Source organism: Actinophytocola sp., from assembly GCF_036378875.1.
Taxonomy (GTDB): domain Bacteria; phylum Actinomycetota; class Actinomycetes; order Mycobacteriales; family Pseudonocardiaceae; genus Actinophytocola.
In genome coordinates, this window is sequence record NZ_DASUVO010000076.1 from 38,274 (window position 1) to 56,338 (window position 18,065).

The following is an 18,065-nucleotide window of genomic DNA, read 5'->3' on the forward strand; positions in this document are numbered from 1 at the left end:
GTCGGTCCTTTCGTCAGCCCTTGATCGCCCCGATGAGCATGCCCTTCACGAAGTGGCGTTGCACGAAGGGATACACGACGAGGATCGGGATCAGGGTGAGGGTGACCACCGCCATCTGGATCGACAGCGGGGCGAGTGCCTGGCCACCGGCGAGCTGTCCACTGGTGACACCGGTGCCGGGCGTTGGGTTTCCCAGGAGTGTGTACGTGTAGACGATCATCTGCAGCGGCCACTTGCCGTTGTCCGGCAGGTAGAGCAGGGCGTTGAAGAAGGCGTTCCAGTACCCGACGGCGTAGAACAGGGTGATCACCGCGACCACGGGCCGCGAGATGGGCAACACCACCGACCACAGGATTCGCCACTCCCCCGCGCCGTCGATGCGCGCGGAGCCGATCAGGTCCTGGGCGGTGTTCATGAAGAACCCGCGCATCACGATGATGTTGAACACCGAGATCGCACTGGGCAGGATCAGCGACCAGTAGTTGTCGTACCCGCCCAGCGCGGAGACGACGATGAAGGTGGGGATGATCCCGCCGGAAAAGAACATCGTGACCACCAGCAGCATGAGGATGGTGCGGTGGCCGAAGGAACCGCGCCGGGACAACCCGTACGCGCACAGCACCGTCACCACCATCGACAGTGCCGTCCCGACCAGGGTGACCATCCCGCTCACGACCATCGAGTGCAGGATGAGGTCGTTGCTGAAGATCTGCCGGTAGGACTCGAAGGTCAGGTTGTGGGGCACCAGGACCATGCCGCCGGCGAGGTTGATCGACGCCTGGTCCGACAGGCTGGTGACCACGACGGAGTACACCGGCACGAGAACCGCCGCCAGGACAAGGAAAAGCACGATGCCCTTGCCGGCCTGGCCCGCGGGGGTCGGCTTCTCCTCCCAGACGGGACGCGGGGTGCTCATTTCCGGTACAGCCCGTCCTCGCCGAAGGCGTGTGCGAGCTTGTTGGCCGCGTAGATCAGGATCAGGGACAGGATCCCCTTGAACAGGCCGGCCGCCGCGCCGTAGCTGAAGTTGTTGTTGACCACGCCGTAGTAGAAGGCGAACGTGTCGAGGACCTCGGCGGCGTCCCGGCCCACCTTGTCGCGCTGGATCAGCAGCTGTTCGAAGCCGACGGTCAACGCGTTTCCCAGCCGCAGCACGAGCATGAGCACGATGACGCCACGCATGCCGGGCAGGGTGATGTGCCACGTCCGCCGCCACCGGCCGGCGCCGTCCACAGCGGACGCCTCGTACAGGTTGGGGTTGATCGCCGCGATCGCCGCCAGGAAGACGATGATGCCCCAGCCGGCTTCCTTCCAGACCGCCTGCGCGGTGACCAGGTACGTGAACGTCGCCGGGTCGGTCATGACGTCCCAGGTGCCCATGCCCTGCTGGCGCAGGAACATGTTCAGCGCGCCGGCACCGCCGAGCATCTGCTGGAACAGCGTGACGACCGCACCCACGAGAAGAAGTGCGGCAGGTAGACGATCGACTGGATCACCGATCTGATCCTGCTGCTGAGGATGGAGTTGAGTAGGATCGCCAGCGCGACCGGGACCGGGAAGTACAGCACCAGCTGGACCGCGCTGATCACGAGGGTGTTCTCGAACGCCTGCCAGAACAGCGGATCGCCCAGCAGCGCCTCGAAGTTGGCCAGGCCGACCCACGGGCTGCCCGTGAATCCGGTGTAGACGCTGTAGGACTGGAACGCCATCACCGAGCCGGCCATCGGCACGTACGTGAACCGCCGATGCAGCAACACAATCGTGCGCGGAAACCACTGCTTCGCAAGATCTTCGCCGCAATCACGGTCGTCCTCGGCGTCCTCACCGCCGCTACACCCGCCTCGGCCGCCGCCAACCCGTACCAACGAGGCCCGGATCCGACGCCGGCCAGCATCGCCGCCACCATCGGACCGTTCGCGACAGCGTCGGTCACGGTGGCACGGGGGAACGGCTTCGGCGGCGGAGTGATCTACTACCCGACCGCCACCAACGAGGGCACCTTCGGCGCGATCGCCATCTCCCCCGGCCTGAACGGCACGTGGCCGGGCATCGCCTGGCTCGGCCCCCGACTCGCCTCCCAGGGCTTCGTCGTGTTCGGCATCGAAACCAACAACCTCAACGACAGCCCCACCAGCCGCGGCACCCAACTCCTCGCCGCATTGGACTACCTGACACGCAGCAGTTCGGTGCGTAACCGGGTCGACGCCAGCCGACTGGCCGTGGCCGGGCACTCGATGGGCAGTGGCGGCGCACTCGACGCGGCCCTGCGTCGGCCCGCGCTCAAGGCGGCGATCGGGAACGCACCCCATCTACCGTCGGGAAGCCTGTCCAACGACCGGGTCCCGACCCTCATCTACGCGATGCAGAACGACACCCTGGTGCCCCCGTCGCGCCTGACCACCCTGTACAACACCATCCCGACGACGGTCGAGAGGGCGTACATCGAGGTCGCGGGCGCCGGCCACAACTACATCGGGCAGCCGAGCACCAACCTGGCCCGCACCATGATCCCGTGGCTGAAGATCTTCCTCGACAACGACACCCGCTTCAGCCAGTTCCTCTGCCCCCTGAACAACCAGAACGGCATCTCCCAGTACCGCAACAGCTGCCCACTGATCTAGCGCGGTGACCGACGCGGGGCGGGCAAAGCCCGCTCCGCGGACGGCGTCCAGCGGACTACCGCGCTGGAGTGGTCAGCTTGCGGATCAGCTCGTGGGTGATTCCCAGGCCGGGGAAGGCGGCGAGTGCGGAAAGCGGGAAGTTGCCGATGACCGTGCGCAGTTCCTCGTCGCCGAGGATGCCTGTTGGGTGGCCCTGTTCGTCCACGCCGACGGCTGAGGTGATGGCCGCGTGGCCGTCCGGATCGGACAGCCATTCCTCGAGGGTCGAGAACGCGGTCAGGGTGACACGGGGCGGGATGGCGTCGACGCGAACCGTTGTGTGACAACGGATGTCGCGGGACGATGCGCCGGCCTCGAGTACGAAGTCGCCGCCTTCGACCAGCCATCGGCGGTGTCGGGTCGACCAGTAGGCGAGGTCGCGCGAGCCGAGCGTGAACTCGACCGTCGTCTCCGCGCCGGGGTCGAGCGTGACCTTCGCGAACCGCTTGAGTTCGCGGGGTGGGCGGGACACGCTGCTGTCGAGGTCCGCGACGTAGAGCTGCACCACCTCGGCTCCGGGCAGGGCGCCGGTGTTCCGCACGGTCACGGTGGCTGTGATGGCCAGGTCACCGGTGTCGTGGCTGCCGGTCGTCGACACGTCGAGGCCGCTGTAGTCGAAGGTGGTGTAGGACAGGCCGTGCCCGAACGGGTAGGCCACCGCCAACCCGCTGGCGTCATAACCTCGGTACCCCACGAAGACGCCCTCGCCATAGCGGACGTGCCCGTCCTCGCCAGGGAAGTTGAGGAACGACGGGTTGTCCGCCAACCGCAGGGGGATGGTCTCCGTGAGCCGGCCTGACGGGTTCACCGCGCCCGTGAGGACGTCCGCGATCGCGGCGCCGGCCGCCTGCCCGCCGAGCCAGCACTCGACGACCGCGGCCGCACGTTCGTGCCATGAGGTGACGAGTACGGCGGACCCGTTGGCCAGTACGACCACCACGGGCGCCGGGCCGTCGAGCAACCGGTGCAGGAGCGCGGTCTGTGCGGCGGGCAGTTCCATGTGGGTCCGGTCGAACCCCTCGGACTCCGCGTCGGACGGCAACCCCAGGAAGGCGACCACCACGTCCGCGCCGGCCGCCGCGGCCACCGCCTCCTCGGCCAGTTCCGTGTCCCGGTCCGGCGTGGCCAGGCCGAAGCCGGCGGCGAAGCCGACCTCCGCGGCCGGCAGCGCGCGGCGCAGTTCGTCGAGCGCGTTGTCCACCCTGGTGGGGTTCACCTGGGAGCTTCCCGCGCCCTGGAAACGTGGGGTCCGCGCGAACTCGCCGATGACACAGACGCGTTCACCGGACAGCGGCAGCACGGCGTCGGTGTTCCTGAGCAGCACGATGCTCGCCGCCGCGGCCCGCCGGGCGAGCGCGTGGTGGGCGTCGACGTCCACAGTGGCCGGTTCGCGCGAAGCCGTCCGGTTCACGAGTCGCAGCACGCGCTGGACCGTCGCGTCCAGGTCGGCCTCGGCGAGCTGTCCGGAGTGGACCGCGTCGATCAGGGCCGCGTCGCTGACCCCGAGTTTGGGCGGCATCTCCAGGTCCAGCCCCGCCAGGAGCGCCTCGACGCGGTCGTGCACGGCGCCCCAGTCGGACATCACGAGCCCGTCGAAGCCCCATTCGGTGCGGAGTATGTCGGTGAGCAGCTCGCGGTGTTGGGAGACGTGGACGCCGTTCAGCCGGTTGTACGCGCACATCACCGTCCACGGACTGGCGGTCGTGACGATGTGCTCGAAGGCGGGCAGGTAGATCTCGCGCAGGGTGCGCTCGTCGATGTCGGCACTGACCCGCAGCCGATCGGTCTCCTGGTTGTTGGCGGCGAAGTGCTTGACCGACGCACCCACACCCTGTGACTGGATGCCGAGCACGAGCGCCGCGCCGAGGTGGCCGGCCAGGTACGGGTCCTCGCTGAAGTACTCGAAGTTACGACCGCACAGCGGAGACCGCTTGATGTTGACCCCGGGTCCGAGCACGACGTCGACGTTCTGGGCGCGTGCCTCGACACCGATCGCCGACCCGACCTCTTCGATCAGGTCGACGTCCCAGGACGAGCCGAGCGCACTGGCCGTCGGAAAGCACGTGGCCGGCAGGCTGCCGGAGATCGCGGCCGCCGCCGTCACCCGCAGGCCGTGCGGACCGTCGGACAGCGTGAGTCCCCGGACGCCGAGCCGCTCGATCGCCGCCGTGTGCCACATGTCGGCCCCCAGGCACAGCGACGCTTTCTCCGCCAGGGTCAGGCTCGGAACCACGTCACGCTTCTCCATCGGGCGGCGTTTCCTTTCGTTGGTAAGAACATACACGTGTCAGCTAAGGTGACGGGCGTGACAGCGCAGGGCGGCAGGAGGGTCACCAGCGCGGACGTGGCCCGCGAAGCCGGTGTGGCCCGCTCCACGGTGAGCTACGTGCTCAACGACACGCCGAACCAGACGATCCCGGACGTCACGCGCCGGCGAGTGCTGGACGCGGCCCGCAAGCTCGGCTACGCGCCGTCGGCCGCCGCCCGAACCCTCCGCAAAGGACGGTCGGACGTCGTGCTCTGTCTGCTCCCGGACTGGCCCCTCGGCTACGCCGTCGGGAGCGTGGTCCAGCGGCTGGCTGCCGCGTTCGCACGGCACGACCTCACCTTCCTGGTGCACTCGAACACCCGCGCCGCTCGCCCGCTCCGCGAGGTGTGGAAGGCCATCACCCCGGCGGCGGTGCTGGCGTTGGACCGGTTCTCCGACTCCGACGCCGCGGCGATGCGGGCCGCGGGCGTCGAGGTCATCGTGGCCATGCACGCGTCGAGCCGGCGCCGGCAGCGGGAGGTACGCACGGCGGAGAACCCGATCGGCGTACTGCAGGCCCAGCATCTCGCCGCCACGCATCGAAGACTCGGCTACGCCTATCCCGACGACAAGCGGGTCGCGGTCTTCGCGGAACCCCGGCTGGCGGGTGTCCGCGAAGCATGCGCCGAGCTGGGCCTTCCGGAACCCGAGGTCCGAAACGTTCCCCTCGAACCGGGCGGGGCAGCCGACGCCGTCGCCGCCTGGCTCGCCGGCACGCCACCGGTGACCGGCATCTGCGCGTTCAACGACGAGATCGCCATGGCCGTCCTGGCCGGCATCGCCCGGCTGGGGCTGGAAGCGCCGAGGGACATGGCGGTCGTCGGGGTGGACGACATCCCCGGCGCCGCCGTCACCCAGCCTCCGTTGACCACGGTGATCCAGGACTTCACCGCCATCGCCGAGCACTACGCCGAGGCCGTCGTCGCCGCGTTGGGCGGTAAACCGATCCCGGTGGAGTCGGTCAACGGTGAGTACCGGTTGGCGATCCGCGAATCGGCCTGACACCTCAGGACATCTCCCGCACCAGGAACTCCACAGTGGACCGGTGCAGCCGGGTACGGTGCGGGACGGTGCCCCACGCGTGGTCCGCGCCCGGGACCACCTCCAGTTCGGCGTTGCCGTCGTAGTGGTCGAGGTAGCGGCGTGCGTACTCGACCGGGGCGACGTCGTCCTTGTCGCCGTGGATGATGCGGACGGGACCGCGGTAGCCCGCCGAACGGCCGTAGACGTCCAGGTTCGCGATGTCCTCGACGAAGGCCGCGCTCACCCGGTGGCCGGCGGCGTCGAAGTAGCCCTTCTCCTCGATCTCGGCGGCGAGGCTGACTCCCTTGAGCAAGCCGCTGCCGATCTCGAACGGGGCGACGGCGGCCGGCGACCAGAGGCACAGCGCCCGGACTCCGGGCTCCTCTGCGGCCACGACGCCCGCGACCACACCACCCATGCTCATCCCGACCAGGCCGAGCCGTTCGGGATCGGCGAAGTCCATGGCGCGGGTCGCCCGCAGCACCGACCGCGTCTCCGCGATCTCGCCCGAGATCGTGACGTCGAAGAAGTCGCCGTCGCTCTCGCCGTGGCCGGACAGGTCCACGCGCACCGACGCGATGCCGTTGTCCTCAAGGAGCCGCGACATCCGGACGAAGTCGGGGAGTTCGAGCCGGTTCGCCGTGAAGCCGTGCACGAACACGACCACGGGCCACCGGGTCCCGGCCGGACCCTCCGGAATGTGCACAGTGGACCGCAGGGTCCGGCCGTCGTGCTGGAAGTCGTGGTATCCGATCACGTCGTCGCCTTTTCCGTGTTCTCGATGGTGTCCTCGACGACCAGCAGCGGCTCCTCGAGCTCGTGCGCCTTGGGCAACCGCGGCACCCAGTACAGCCCGATGACGGTCGAGACGAGTGTGAAGCCCAGCAGGAGGAGGAAAAGCAGGCGCGGGTTGGCCGCGGCGAGCGCCGGGGTGCCGAACGCGGCCAGTGCGGCGAGCACGCGGGTGAACGCCATCGTCACGCCGCTGGACGTGCTGCGCAGCAGGGTCGGCACCAGTTCCTGCGACCACACCTTGTAGATGCTCTCGCCGGCGAAGGCGTTGCCAAGCCCGGACCCCAGCAGCACGGCGAGCAGGGTGAACTTGCTGGGGCCGAGCACGGCCGGCAGTGTCCATGCGATCACGATCAGGATCGACCCGCTGACGAACCAGAAGTGCCTGGACGGCCGGTCGATCGCACGCATGAAGATCAGGCCGGCGACGAAACCGACGGGCAGGCCAAGCAGGGACAGCTGCGAGAACTGCGCGACACCACCGCCGGTCAGCGTGGTCCAGAGGTAGGTGCCGAAGCTGCCGAGCGTCGACGCCCCGAGGTTCCAGGTGGCGTAGTACAACCCGGTCGCGATCACCGCGAACACCACCGGCGGCCGGAACAGCTGCCCGACCCGGCTGAAGTGGACCCGTTCGGCGTCCACGACATCACCCGTGTCCACCGCGCGCCGCGCCGCCGCCCATTCCGCCGACTCACGCAGCGTCCACCGCATGACCAACACCACGACCGACACGATGAGCAGGTGGGCGAACATGATCCGGCCGCCGAGCGTGCCCCACGAGCCCACGATCGAGCTCAACACCACGGCCGCCACGATCCCGCCGAGCCAGAGCATGTTCGAGAAGACGACGAGCTTGCCCTTCTTGCCGGGCGGGGCTTCCTCGTTGATCAGGGCCAGTGAGACCGGCAGGTCCGCGCCGATCGCGAACCCGACCGCGACCACGCCGGCATACAGCAGCCCGGGACCGTTCGCGATCAGCAGCAACGCCACGCCGACCGCGTACAGCAGCAGCGAGAGGCTGAAGATCCGCCGGCGCCCGAAGCGGTCACCCAGCCGCCCGCCGACCAGGGCACCCGAGGCGAACATCAACGTCTGCAACCCCAGCAGCGCGCCGATCGTCCCCGGATCGAGTCCCAGGGGCACCGCGTAGGCGCCGCCGATCGCGATCCCGGACGTGACAAGGGCTCCGGAGTCCAGATAGGACGCCATCCCGGCCAGGGTCGCCGTCTTCCACGGGCGGTTGGTCAGCGGCGTTGGATCAGACATCGATTCTCCTCGTTGAGTTTCGGGGCCGGAGTCTGATGAGAACGTTCCAAGGGCATGAGCAGCTGGCAGCCCGTCAGGAGAGGCGGCCACAGAGGGAGCCGCTCCTACTCCTGACCATCACAACTGACTCGTGTCAGTTCGGCTACCTGCACAATGTAAGCTCTGCGACGATCGTTGACAAGACACGAAGCGCCTGTTGACTTACCGCGGACGACCGTCCTAGCTTGTGAAGCGAGGGCTGGATGAATCGTTTCAACCCATCGACGAAGCTGGAGCCGAACGCGCATGACCACCGCGGTAACAGACCTACGCGTCGAGCACCTCGACCACGCGTTCGGCATCCACGTCACCGACCCCCGGCTGTCGTGGCGGCTCCCCGCCGGCGCGGTGGCGCAGACCGCCTACCGGATCCGGACGAGCAACGGCTGGGACACCGGGCGTGTCGAGTCCCCGGAACAGCTTCTGGTCCCCTACGCCGGGCCCGCGCCGCGCTCGGGTGACCGGGTCGAGTGGGAGGTCAAGGTCTGGACCGACCTCGGGGAGAGCGAGTGGTCGGCACCGGCCGTGTTCGAGACGGGACTGCTCGACGCCGGTGACTGGCGCGCCGAATGGATCACCCCGGGCGAGAACCCTGTTGGTGTGCCAGGAAAACGGCCGGCCGCGCTGTTGCGGTACGAGTTCGATGTGGACACACCGGTCGTCTCGGCCCGGCTGTACGCGACCGCACATGGCATCTACGAAGGGTTTCTCAACGGCGAGCGGATCGGCGACGCGGAGCTGACGCCCGGGTTCACCCAGTACCGCACCCGGTTGCAGGTACAGACGTATGACATCACCGAGAACGTGCGGCAGGGCCGCAACGCCATCGGGGTCATCCTGGCCGACGGTTGGTACCGCGGCGTGATCGGCTACTTCCGGGTCGCCGACCAGTGGGGCGACCGACTGGGGCTGCTGGCGCAACTGCACCTCAGGCACGCCGACGGCACCGAAACCGTGCTCGGCACCGGCCCGGCCTGGCGGAGCGGTGAGGGACATGTCGTGGCAGCGGACCTGATCGAAGGCGAGGCCTGGGACCTGCGCCGGTTGCCGCGCGGCTGGTCGAGGACAGGGTTCGACGACTCGGCGTGGTCACCGGTCGCCACCGACGCCCGTGGCTTCGAAGCGCTGGTCGACTCCCCCGCCCCGCCGGTGCGCCGGGTGGAGGAGGTCACCCCGGTGTCGGTGCGCCGGCTCGACGACCGGCGGCAGATCGTGGACCTGGGCCAGAACATCAACGGCTGGGTGCGGCTGTCCACGCTCGGTCCGGCGGGCACCGCGATCCGTCTCGTGCACGGCGAATGGCTCGACCCCGACGGAGACGTGACGACCGAGAACCTCCGCCCCGGGCCGCCACACCCGGAACCCCTGCCGGCCGGGCAGGTCGACGAGGTGGTTTCCTCCGGGGTCCCCGGCGAGGTCTTCGAGCCGCGCCGCACCACGCACGGGTTCCAGTACGTACGTATCGAAAACCACCCGGAGGATCTCGCGCCGCAGGACGTCACGGGTGTCGTGGTACACACGGATCTCCGGCGCACCGGCTGGTTCTCGTGCAGCGACGAGCGGATCAACCGGCTGCACGAGGCGGTCGTGTGGAGCCTGCGGGACAACGCCTGCGACATCCCGACCGACTGTCCACACCGGGAACGGGCGGGCTGGACCGGCGACTGGCAGCTGTTCGTGCCGACCGCCGCGTTCCTGTTCGACGTGGCCGGTTTCTCGGTGAAGTGGCTGCGCGACGTGGCCGAGGACCAGTGGCCCGACGGCACGATCGCCAACATCAGCCCGTCCGCCCCCGGCGAGGGTCTGGCCGGGAAGGTGGAGCATCTCAACGGGTCCGCGGGCTGGGGCGACGCCGCGGTGATCGTGCCGTGGGAGCTGTACCGGGAGTACCGCGACACGCGGATCCTGGCCGAGTCGTGGCCGACGATCGTGGCCTGGCTGGACCGGGTCGGTCGAGCCGCCCGCAACCAGCGCCATCCCGACCGGGCGGCCGCGCGGCCGGAACCAGCGGCGCACGAACAGTATCTGTGGGACACCGGCTTCCACTGGGGCGAATGGCTCGTGCCCGGCGAGGACATCGGCGACCTCGACGCCTACCCGACGCTCGACCGCGGCGACCTCGCCACGGCCTTCTACGCGCACAGTTCAGCTCTGGCGAGCCGGATCGCCGACGTCCTCGGCCTTGACGAGGAAGCGAAGCGCTACCGGGTCCTGAGCGACGAGGTCCGTGCCGCGTGGCAGACCGAGTACCTCACCGCCGACGGGCGACTGACCCCGGACACCCAGGCCAACCACGTTCGCGCGCTTGCCTTCCGGCTCGTTCCCGACGAGCTGCGGGCCACGGTCGCGGCGCGGTTGGTCGAGCTGGTGCGCGCGGCCGGCACCCACCTCGGGACCGGGTTCCTCGCCACCCCTTACCTGCTGCCCGCGCTGACCGACGCGGGTCACCTGGACGTGGCGTACGAGCTTCTGTTCCAGGACACCGCACCCGGTTGGCTCGCCATGATCGACCGAGGGGCCACCACGGTGTGGGAGGACTGGAACGGCGTGTCGGCGGACGGAAAGGCCAACTTCTCGCTGAACCACTACTCCAAGGGAGCCGTCGTCTCCTACCTGCACCAGTACGTGGCGGGCATCGAACCGGACGCGCCCGCGTACCGGCGCTTCCGTGTCCGCCCTCGGCCCGGCGGCGGCATCACGTGGGCCGCGGCCGTCCACGAGTCACCGTACGGTCGTATCGAATCCGCGTGGCGGCTGGACGGTGACCGGTTTCGGCTGCGGGTGGTCGTGCCAGCCGGAACGGAAGCGACCGTGGTCCTGCCCAGTGGCCGGCACGAGACCGCCGGACCGGGCACGCACACGTACCTCGACTGAGGCTCAGCGGAGCAGCGGCAACGAGCCGACGAGCTTGTTGACCTGCTTGCGCGGCCCGTACAGGCCGACACCGACGCTGGCCAGGTCGGCGGTGGAGGTGGCCGCCATCCTGTCGATGTACTCCTCGTAGGTTTTGCAGCCCTGGGCCAGGGAACTGAAGCTGACGAAGAACATCTCGTCCTGCGCGGCCGAGGTCTGCACGATGGTGCCGACCTGCTCGCGCGGTGCCGTCAGGATCGGCAGCGGGGTGTGGATGACGCCGGGGTGGATCACGCCGTCGGCGTCCTTCACGTCCACACCGACGAGTCCCTCGACGCGGTGTCCCATGGTCAGCGAGAGCACGCTCGCCGCGTTGACCGCGAGTCCGGTGGGCAGCTCGTCGCTGACCACGATCGCGCACTTGAACTCTGGCTGTGGGGTCATGGCGGCCAACCTAGCGATCACCGCGGATGTTCCCGGCCCATGCCGTGATAAGTTCGGCCAATCGTCGAAAATCTCGAATTCCGCACGGAACGGGGGCGCTGATGGTGGAGCTGGACGAACTTGACACGGCGTTGCTGACGCTCATGCAGGAGGACGCCCGGCTGACGAACAAGGAGTTGGCCGCCCGTCTGCACGTGGCACAGTCCACCTGCCTGGACCGCATCCGCAGGCTGACCAAGCGCGGCATCCTGCGCGGCCAGCACGCCGACGTGGACCTGCGGAAGATCGGGCGCGGCACCCAGGCGTTGGTGGCCGTGCAGCTACGTCCGCCGGACCGCACGGTGATCGATTCGTTCCAGGCCTTCGTGGCGGGCCTGCCGGAGGTGCTGGCGTACTTCGTCATGTCCGGCAGCGACGACTTCCTGCTGCACATCGCGGTGGCCGACAACGATCAGCTCAGCGCGTTCATCCTGGACCGCCTCACCCAGCGCCGGGAGATCGTGCACGTGCGGACCTCAGTGATCTTCAGTCACGTCCGGCGTTCCGTGGTCGTCCCCCTGCCGGGCGCGGACCAGTCATGAGACGAACAGGGACAGGTCGATCGAGTTCGCCAACGCGTGGTAGCCGGCGACGTTGAAGTGCAGGTGATCGCCCGCGTCGAAGGCCGCCCGAGGGAACGCCGGGTTCGCCGGGTCGCGGACGGCCGCGTCGAAGTCGATGACCGCGTCGAACAGTCCACTGGTACGGATCCAGGTGTTGACCGCCTGCCGCTCGTTCTCGCGGCCGTCGGCGAACCCGGCGGGAGTCACGGTGACGCCGTAGATCGGCAGTCCTCGGGCGTGGGTCCGCTCGATGATCTGCTCGTATGCGGCGATCACGTCGGCCGCGGTGCCGCCGCGGAACAGGTCGTTGATGCCCTCGAACAGCACCACCCAGCGCACGCCGGGCTCGGTGAGGACATCGCGGTCCAGCCGGTTCGGTGCGCTGTCGCCCGCGCCGTCGGCCAGTACCCGGTTGCCGGCGATGCCGGCGTTGAGCACCCCGACCGTCTTGAGGCGCCGGGCGAGCAGGTCCGGCCAGCGCACGTTCTTGTCGACGGCTGAGGCGTCGGCGCTGGCGTCACCGTCGGTCAGCGAGTCGCCCAGTGCCACGACCGCCCCGACCCTCGGGCTCCGCAGCACGTCGACACCGGCCAGGAAGTACCACGGCGTGATGCACGGCCGGGGCGGGATCGTCCAGCAGAAGGTCTCGCCCACCGGCATGTTCACCGCGCCGGTGTGGTTCCCGGGCGTCGAGGTGTAGTTCGTCTGCATGCTCAGCCCGTGGTACGTCGGCGGGCCGGTGGGACCTGGCACGTACAGGGAGATCGCCAGGTCGGTCGCCGCCGACACACGCAGGACCGTGGGATCGCTGGACACCTCCGCGCCCGGGGCGATGGTGACCTGACGCGAACCGCCGAACGTCAGCGTCCTGTCGCTGCCCGCCCGGATCGCGGCGCCGGAACGCCGCAACGCCAGGTGAGCCTCGCCGATGACCAGCGGGGTGGTGCCGTGGGCGTTGGTCAGTCGTACGCGAACGACGTCACCCCCGACGGTGGTGTGCACGATCTGCCGCAGCGTGCGGTCGGTGACCGACGGGCGGTCCCGGCCCGGTCCGCCGCCCTGCGGGCTCGCCGCCCACGTCCCGACCCAGTGCGTCCCGGCGGGTGCCGGAAGCGCACCCACCTGGGTCGGGACCGCACCGGGGACGGCGACAAGCACTGCCATGCACAGCACGCCGACCAGCCGCCCCAGTGCGAACCTCACGACAGAACCTCCAGATCGGTGTTACGGGGTGGAGCTGAACTCGAAAGTGCCAACTCCGACCCGGTACACGTCGTGAGCCCCGTCGCGCCGCAGGAATGTCGCGCCAGGGGTGAGAGGTGAACTCGTGCCGGCGGGCGAAGCCAAGGGTACCCATACGTCACCGCCGGTGCCCGCGGGTGCGGTGACCTGGAGGCGGAACTGGCCCGTGGTGTCCTGAGCCCACTTGACCGTGAGGGGACCCCGCGCGGTCGGCACCTGACCCTGTGCCCAGGCGAGGGTGCTCGGCTGCGGTTTCACCTGCCACGTGGTGTATCCGGGCTCGACAGGTGTCGCCCCGAGGACGGACTCGGTGAGCAGCTGGGTCGGGCCGGCGCCCCATGCGTGGGCGAGGCTGTCGAACCCGCGGGTGGGCAGGCCGTTTCCGTTGACGAACTCCCAGAAGGTGCCGGTGTAGAAGCCGCTGTTCGGGTCGACCTGCACGCCCCACAGGCGACGCATCAGGTCGAGCGCGCCCGCCGTGTCGCCGGCGGAGAACCGGGCCATGACCTCCCATGTGTTGTTCAGCGGCTCGATGGTGTGTCCGCCCGGATCCGCCATGCTCGGGGACGGCTGCGAGATCTGGCTGCCGTGGGGCTGCCACCTGGCCCGGAAGTAGTCCAGGATGCCCTGGACCCTGTTCGCCGGGGCGACCCCGAGGCGGATGGCGTTGACGTTGGCGTCCAAAGGAAAGATGCTGCGCCGGGTGTCGGTGTGCACGTACAGCCCGGCGGTCGCGTTCCACAGGCGCGCGTTGATCGCGGTGCGCAGAGCGTTGGCCTTGTTGGTGTACTCGGTGACCCTGCCCGGTGTGCCGATCCTGCTCTCGAGCCAGATCATCTGCTGCAGCAGTTCGTAGTAGGCGAGGCTGTACTCGGTGACCTCGCCGTTCTGGCGGGTCTGCCAGTAGTCGGGGTCGCCTGTCACCACGAGACCGTTGGCGTCCAACCTGGTCGCGTGGAACGCGGTCGCGGCCTCGAGCTTCGGGAGCAGTGCCCTCACGTACGCGGTGTCGCCGGTGTAGCGGTAGTACTGGATCGCGATGATCGCCGAGTAGGCGGAGTAGGTCACGGCGTAGTCGAACGCGCCACAGCCCCGGAAGCCGACCGCGCTGGTCAGCCTCCCGTTCGAGGCCTGCAGGTTCATGATGCTGTCGATGGAACCCTTCACGTACGGCACGCCGTTGGTCCCGATCGACAGCAGCATCACCGGGTCGGTGATCATCAGGTCGCCGGACCAGATCGCGCGGTCCCGCTTCGCGCCGTCGAAGATGACCGGCACCCCGAAGCACGACGCGACGCCGGTGGGCACCATGTCCATCTGCGCGGTGTAGGCGCCGGCGTACCAGATCCGGTTCAGCTGATCGTCGCTGGAGATGAAGTGACCCTGGTACTTGTCCGGCGTCGCGCGGTACGCGGCGAAGTTCAGGCCGGCCGCGGTCAACGTGAGCGTGCCCGGGGTGGACAACTGGACGGCCGCGAACCGGAACCCGCCGCGCAGGCCGCCGGTGTAGGTCCGCGGTCCGGTGACGGAGAAGGTGATCGGGCTGCCGTTGTCGTTGGCGTACGTGCCATTCGCGGATCTGGTGAGGAACGGCAGTGCCTCACTGGTCGCCACACCGAGCGTGGCAGAGGCCGCCGACGCGGCGGACACCGTGACGTAGGGGTTGCCGCCGACCTCCTTGCCGAAGTCCAGAACGACGACCGCCGGCGAGCCTGACGTCGCGGTGAGCACGGTGGAGCCGCTGCCTTGTCCGGTCAGCGCCGCCGCGTTGGTCACCGAACCGTGCGTCCGCACGACGCTCACCGGCCGCACGTCCGCGCTCGACGGCGCGGGCACGAGGCTCTGCCAGTTCGGGTTCGCCGGCCAGGTCGGCAGATCGCTCGTCGTGCCACTCGCCGGCACCGCCACAGTCAACGCCACCACCACCCCAGCGGCGGCCGCGCCGATCACCCGCCGACGCATCCCACGTGCCCTCGACCCACTGCTGCTTCGCATGAGGAACCGCCTTCCTCCCCGGCCGCCATTGGCCGGCGGGCAGTGCTGTATGAAACGTTTCAATAGGTGGACAGTTGATGGGTAACGTTTTCCAAATAGTGTGGTTTTACTGTAGGAGGCCGTCGTCAGGCAGGTCAAGCCTGCTCACCACTCCGCGAGGGTGCCGTCCTGGTGTCGCCACACGGGGTTGCGCCAGGTGTGGCCGATCTCCGCGGCTCGGCGGACCGCCTGCTCGTCGACCTCGATGCCGAGGCCAGGGCGGACCGGGCGGGTCGCGTGGCCGTCCACGAAGTCGAAGACGCTCGGGTCGACGAGGTAGTCGAGCAGGTCGCCGTCCGCGTGGTAGTGCATGCGCAGGCTCTGCTCCTGGATGAGGAAGTTCGGTACGGCGAAGCCAAGCTGCAGGCTGGCCGCGAGCGCGATCGGCCCAAGTGGACAGTGTGGGGCGAGCGACGCGCCGTGGACCTCGGCGAGGGCGGCGATCCGCCGCACCTCGGAGATGCCACCGGCGTGCGACGGATCCGGTTGTGCCACAGCGACTCCGGCGGCGAGCGGCGCGAGGAAGTCCCACCGCGAGTACAGCCGTTCCCCGGTGGCGAGGGGCACGGTGCTGGCCTCGACCAGGCTACCGATCATGTGCAGGTGTTCCGGGAGCACCGGTTCCTCGACGAACATCGGCGCGACGTCCGCGAGCATGGCGAGGAGCCGGCGTGCCATGGCCGGCGAGACCCGGCCGTGGAAGTCGATGGCGAAGTCCCGTTCGTCGCCCAGGACGGCACGTGCCTGCTCGGCCCTGCGGACCAACGCGCCTGCCTCGTGCAGGCTGTCGATCGCGCGCAGCCGGCCGGTGCCGTTCATCTTCACGGCCGTGAAGCCGGCCTCGACCTGCGCGGCGACCTCGTCGGCGACGGAAGATGGCTCGTCACCGCCGATCCACGAGTACACGCGGACCCGGTCCCGCACCGGGCCGCCGAGCAGCTCGTGGACCGGCGCGTCACGCACCTTGCCGGCGATGTCCCACAGTGCCTGGTCGAACCCGGCGAGCGCGCTCGACAGCACCGGCCCGCCCCGGTAGAAACCGCTGCGGTACAGGCGTTGCCAGTGATCCTCCAGACGCAGTGGATTCTCGCCGATCAGTAGCTCGGACAGCTCGTGCACGGCCGCGCGGACGGTCTCGGCGCGGCCCTCGACGACCGGCTCACCCCAGCCCACGATGCCTTCGTCCGTGCTCACCTTGAGGAACAGCCAGCGGGGCGGCACCAGGAACGTCTCGATCTGCGTGATCTTCACCGTACCGACTCCACGTCCTCGACGGCCTGTGCCAGCAGTGCGCGCATCGCCAGTTCCGCCGCCTCCGGGTCGCCTGCGCTGATCGTCTCGACCACCGCGCGATGCGCCGGCAACGCGTCGCGCACCACGTTTCCCGCGTGTACCAGGGAATCCCGGGCGGCCAGCGCGACCTCGATCATCGCGGCCATACTGACGAGCAGCTCGTTGTGCGAGGCCGCGAGCAGCTGCCGGTGGAAGCGCAGGTCTGCCTCGACCGCCTCGGGGCTCGCCGGGTCAGCCGCCGCCATCGCGTCGAGCGCGGCGGTGAGGGCGGCCAGGTCGTCGTCGTCGCGACGCAGCGCGGCAAGACGCGCACCCGCGGGCTCCACAAAGGACCGCACCTCGGCGAGCTGGTTCAGCAGCTCCCCGGTCGACTGGCTGGCCAGTCGCCAGCGCAGCACGTCCACGTCGAGCAGCTGCCAGTCCGTCCGTGGCCGTACGAAGGTGCCACGCTTCTGCCGGGCGTCCACCAACCCCTTGGCGGCCAACACCTTCAGCGCCTCTCGGAGCACGGTGCGGCTGATGTCGAACTCCGCCTCCAACGCCACGAGGTCAATGGACTCGCCCGGTTTTAGCCGGCCGGCCACGATCCGCGACCCCAGCTCGTTGACCACCTGCCCATGCAGCCCACGACCGGCATACCCGCCGTTCACCCAAGCTCCACTCACGCGGAGTCCTTGTGGACGGTCCAGCCCCCGTCGACCACGAGGCTCGCGCCCGTGACGAACGAGGCGTCGTCCGAGGCGAGGAAGGCTATCGTGGCGGCGATCTCCTCCGGACGGCCGAAGCGACGCAGTGCCGTACCGGCGATGCTGCGCTCGCGATCCCGCTTCGGCACCCGGTCCCATGCCGCGGTCATGACCGGGCCCGGAAGCACGCAGTTGACCCGCACCCGAGGCCCGTACTCGACCGCCACCTGCCGGGTCAGCGCGGTGAGCGCGCCCTTGGTCGCCGCGTACGCGGGGTGACCTGGCAGCCCGACGATCGCGTGCACCGACGACACCAGCACGACGGACCCGCCGTCGGCCAGCAACGGCAGGCACGTGTGCAGCGCGTGGTAGGCGGCGCCGAGGTTCACGTCGAGCTGGCGGGCCCACTCCCCCGGCGTCGTGTCGGTGATCGGCTTGACCACGACCGTGAACGCGTTGCTCACCACCACGTCGAGCTGTCCGAAGTGCTCGATGGCCAGCTCGGCCGCGCGCCGCCAGGTCTGCGGCTCGGCCACGTCCCCGGTCAGGAACAAAGCACCGTCCGTCGCTCCGTCCGGGTTGACATCGATCCCGACCACGCCGGCCCCCTCGGCCACGAGCCGGCGAACGGTCGCCGCACCGATCCCCGACGCGGCGCCGCTGACCAGCACCGCTCGATCGGCAAACCGCGGTTCGCTCATCCGTTCGCCCTCCCTCCCCATCGACGCCAGGCCACGAGAAAACATAAAATACGACAATATCTGTGAATCGCGGCTACCGCCAGGAGTTCAACGGCAGGGAGGCACTGGCACCCGCGTGGGGG

At 69.3% G+C, this 18,065-nt stretch carries 16 protein-coding genes; 4 read left to right on the top strand and 12 right to left on the bottom strand.

Going from position 1 to position 18,065, the window contains the following annotated elements; genetic code table 11:
- Positions 1-13 precede the first annotated feature (13 nt).
- From VF106_RS22195 to VF106_RS22205, 3 genes are read right to left on the bottom strand one after another with little or no spacing between them, the layout of a single operon-like run.
- Positions 14-916, bottom strand: a complete 903-nt coding sequence (locus tag VF106_RS22195) for a carbohydrate ABC transporter permease (protein ID WP_330841707.1) — start codon at positions 914-916, stop codon at positions 14-16.
- Positions 913-1,458, bottom strand: coding sequence for an ABC transporter permease subunit (locus tag VF106_RS22200; RefSeq protein WP_330841708.1), 546 nt, complete (start codon positions 1,456-1,458; stop codon positions 913-915). Before VF106_RS22200 ends, VF106_RS22195 begins: the two co-directional genes overlap by 4 nt.
- The gene (locus VF106_RS22205; RefSeq protein ID WP_330841709.1) at positions 1,404-1,754 is read right to left on the bottom strand and encodes an ABC transporter permease family protein; all 351 of its coding nucleotides are present in this window, start codon (positions 1,752-1,754) and stop codon (positions 1,404-1,406) included. Before VF106_RS22205 ends, VF106_RS22200 begins: the two co-directional genes overlap by 55 nt.
- Here VF106_RS22205 and VF106_RS22210 point away from each other — a divergent pair.
- A complete protein-coding gene (locus tag VF106_RS22210) occupies positions 1,746-2,621 on the top strand; it encodes a dienelactone hydrolase family protein (RefSeq protein ID WP_330841710.1) in 876 nt (291 codons plus the stop codon). The genes VF106_RS22205 and VF106_RS22210 overlap by 9 nt on opposite strands.
- Before the next feature lie 55 nt (positions 2,622-2,676).
- Here VF106_RS22210 and VF106_RS22215 read toward each other — a convergent pair whose 3' ends face one another.
- A complete protein-coding gene (locus tag VF106_RS22215; RefSeq protein WP_330841711.1) occupies positions 2,677-4,908 on the bottom strand; it encodes a glycoside hydrolase family 3 C-terminal domain-containing protein in 2,232 nt (743 codons plus the stop codon).
- A gap of 57 nt (positions 4,909-4,965) precedes the next feature.
- Between VF106_RS22215 and VF106_RS22220 the strand changes: the two genes are divergently transcribed.
- Positions 4,966-5,970, top strand: a complete 1,005-nt coding sequence (locus VF106_RS22220; RefSeq protein WP_330841712.1) for a LacI family DNA-binding transcriptional regulator — start codon at positions 4,966-4,968, stop codon at positions 5,968-5,970.
- A gap of 4 nt (positions 5,971-5,974) precedes the next feature.
- On the opposite strand, the gene VF106_RS22225 is transcribed toward VF106_RS22220, so the two are convergent.
- Together VF106_RS22225 and VF106_RS22230 are read right to left on the bottom strand one after the other, a co-directional pair.
- Positions 5,975-6,748: an alpha/beta hydrolase family protein gene (locus tag VF106_RS22225; protein WP_330841713.1), complete on the bottom strand. Its 774-nt coding sequence runs from the start codon at positions 6,746-6,748 to the stop codon at positions 5,975-5,977.
- Positions 6,745-8,049, bottom strand: a complete 1,305-nt coding sequence (locus tag VF106_RS22230) for an MFS transporter (RefSeq protein WP_330841714.1) — start codon at positions 8,047-8,049, stop codon at positions 6,745-6,747. The genes VF106_RS22225 and VF106_RS22230 overlap by 4 nt, the downstream gene beginning before the upstream one ends.
- Before the next feature lie 285 nt (positions 8,050-8,334).
- Here VF106_RS22230 and VF106_RS22235 point away from each other — a divergent pair, with 285 nt between their 5' ends.
- Entirely contained in the window at positions 8,335-10,962 is a 2,628-nt protein-coding gene (locus VF106_RS22235) for a glycoside hydrolase family 78 protein (protein WP_330841715.1), read from the top strand.
- 3 nt (positions 10,963-10,965) lie between these two features.
- On the opposite strand, the gene VF106_RS22240 is transcribed toward VF106_RS22235, so the two are convergent.
- Positions 10,966-11,385 carry a PTH2-like family protein gene (locus VF106_RS22240; protein ID WP_330841716.1) on the bottom strand — a complete coding sequence of 140 codons (420 nt, stop codon included), beginning with the start codon at positions 11,383-11,385 and terminating at the stop codon, positions 10,966-10,968.
- Between the two features lie 101 nt (positions 11,386-11,486).
- On the opposite strand from VF106_RS22240, the gene VF106_RS22245 reads away from it, so the two are divergent.
- Positions 11,487-11,966 (top strand): Lrp/AsnC family transcriptional regulator, encoded by a 480-nt coding sequence (locus tag VF106_RS22245; RefSeq protein ID WP_414639042.1) that lies wholly within the window; start codon positions 11,487-11,489, stop codon positions 11,964-11,966.
- Here the strand turns inward: VF106_RS22245 and VF106_RS22250 are convergent.
- From VF106_RS22250 to VF106_RS22270, 5 genes are all read right to left on the bottom strand, one after another.
- A complete protein-coding gene (locus VF106_RS22250; RefSeq protein ID WP_330841717.1) occupies positions 11,961-13,190 on the bottom strand; it encodes an SGNH/GDSL hydrolase family protein in 1,230 nt (409 codons plus the stop codon). The genes VF106_RS22245 and VF106_RS22250 overlap by 6 nt on opposite strands.
- A gap of 21 nt (positions 13,191-13,211) precedes the next feature.
- On the bottom strand, positions 13,212-15,224 hold the full coding sequence (locus VF106_RS22255) for an alpha-L-rhamnosidase C-terminal domain-containing protein (protein ID WP_330841718.1): 2,013 nt from the start codon (positions 15,222-15,224) through the stop codon (positions 13,212-13,214).
- Between the two features lie 144 nt (positions 15,225-15,368).
- Positions 15,369-16,514 carry a galactonate dehydratase gene (dgoD, locus tag VF106_RS22260; protein WP_330841719.1) on the bottom strand — a complete coding sequence of 382 codons (1,146 nt, stop codon included), beginning with the start codon at positions 16,512-16,514 and terminating at the stop codon, positions 15,369-15,371.
- Positions 16,511-17,221 carry a FadR/GntR family transcriptional regulator gene (locus VF106_RS22265; protein WP_330841720.1) on the bottom strand — a complete coding sequence of 237 codons (711 nt, stop codon included), beginning with the start codon at positions 17,219-17,221 and terminating at the stop codon, positions 16,511-16,513. Before VF106_RS22265 ends, dgoD begins: the two co-directional genes overlap by 4 nt.
- Positions 17,218-17,943, bottom strand: coding sequence for an SDR family NAD(P)-dependent oxidoreductase (locus tag VF106_RS22270; RefSeq protein WP_330841721.1), 726 nt, complete (start codon positions 17,941-17,943; stop codon positions 17,218-17,220). The genes VF106_RS22265 and VF106_RS22270 overlap by 4 nt, the downstream gene beginning before the upstream one ends.
- Positions 17,944-18,065: the final 122 nt, after the last annotated feature.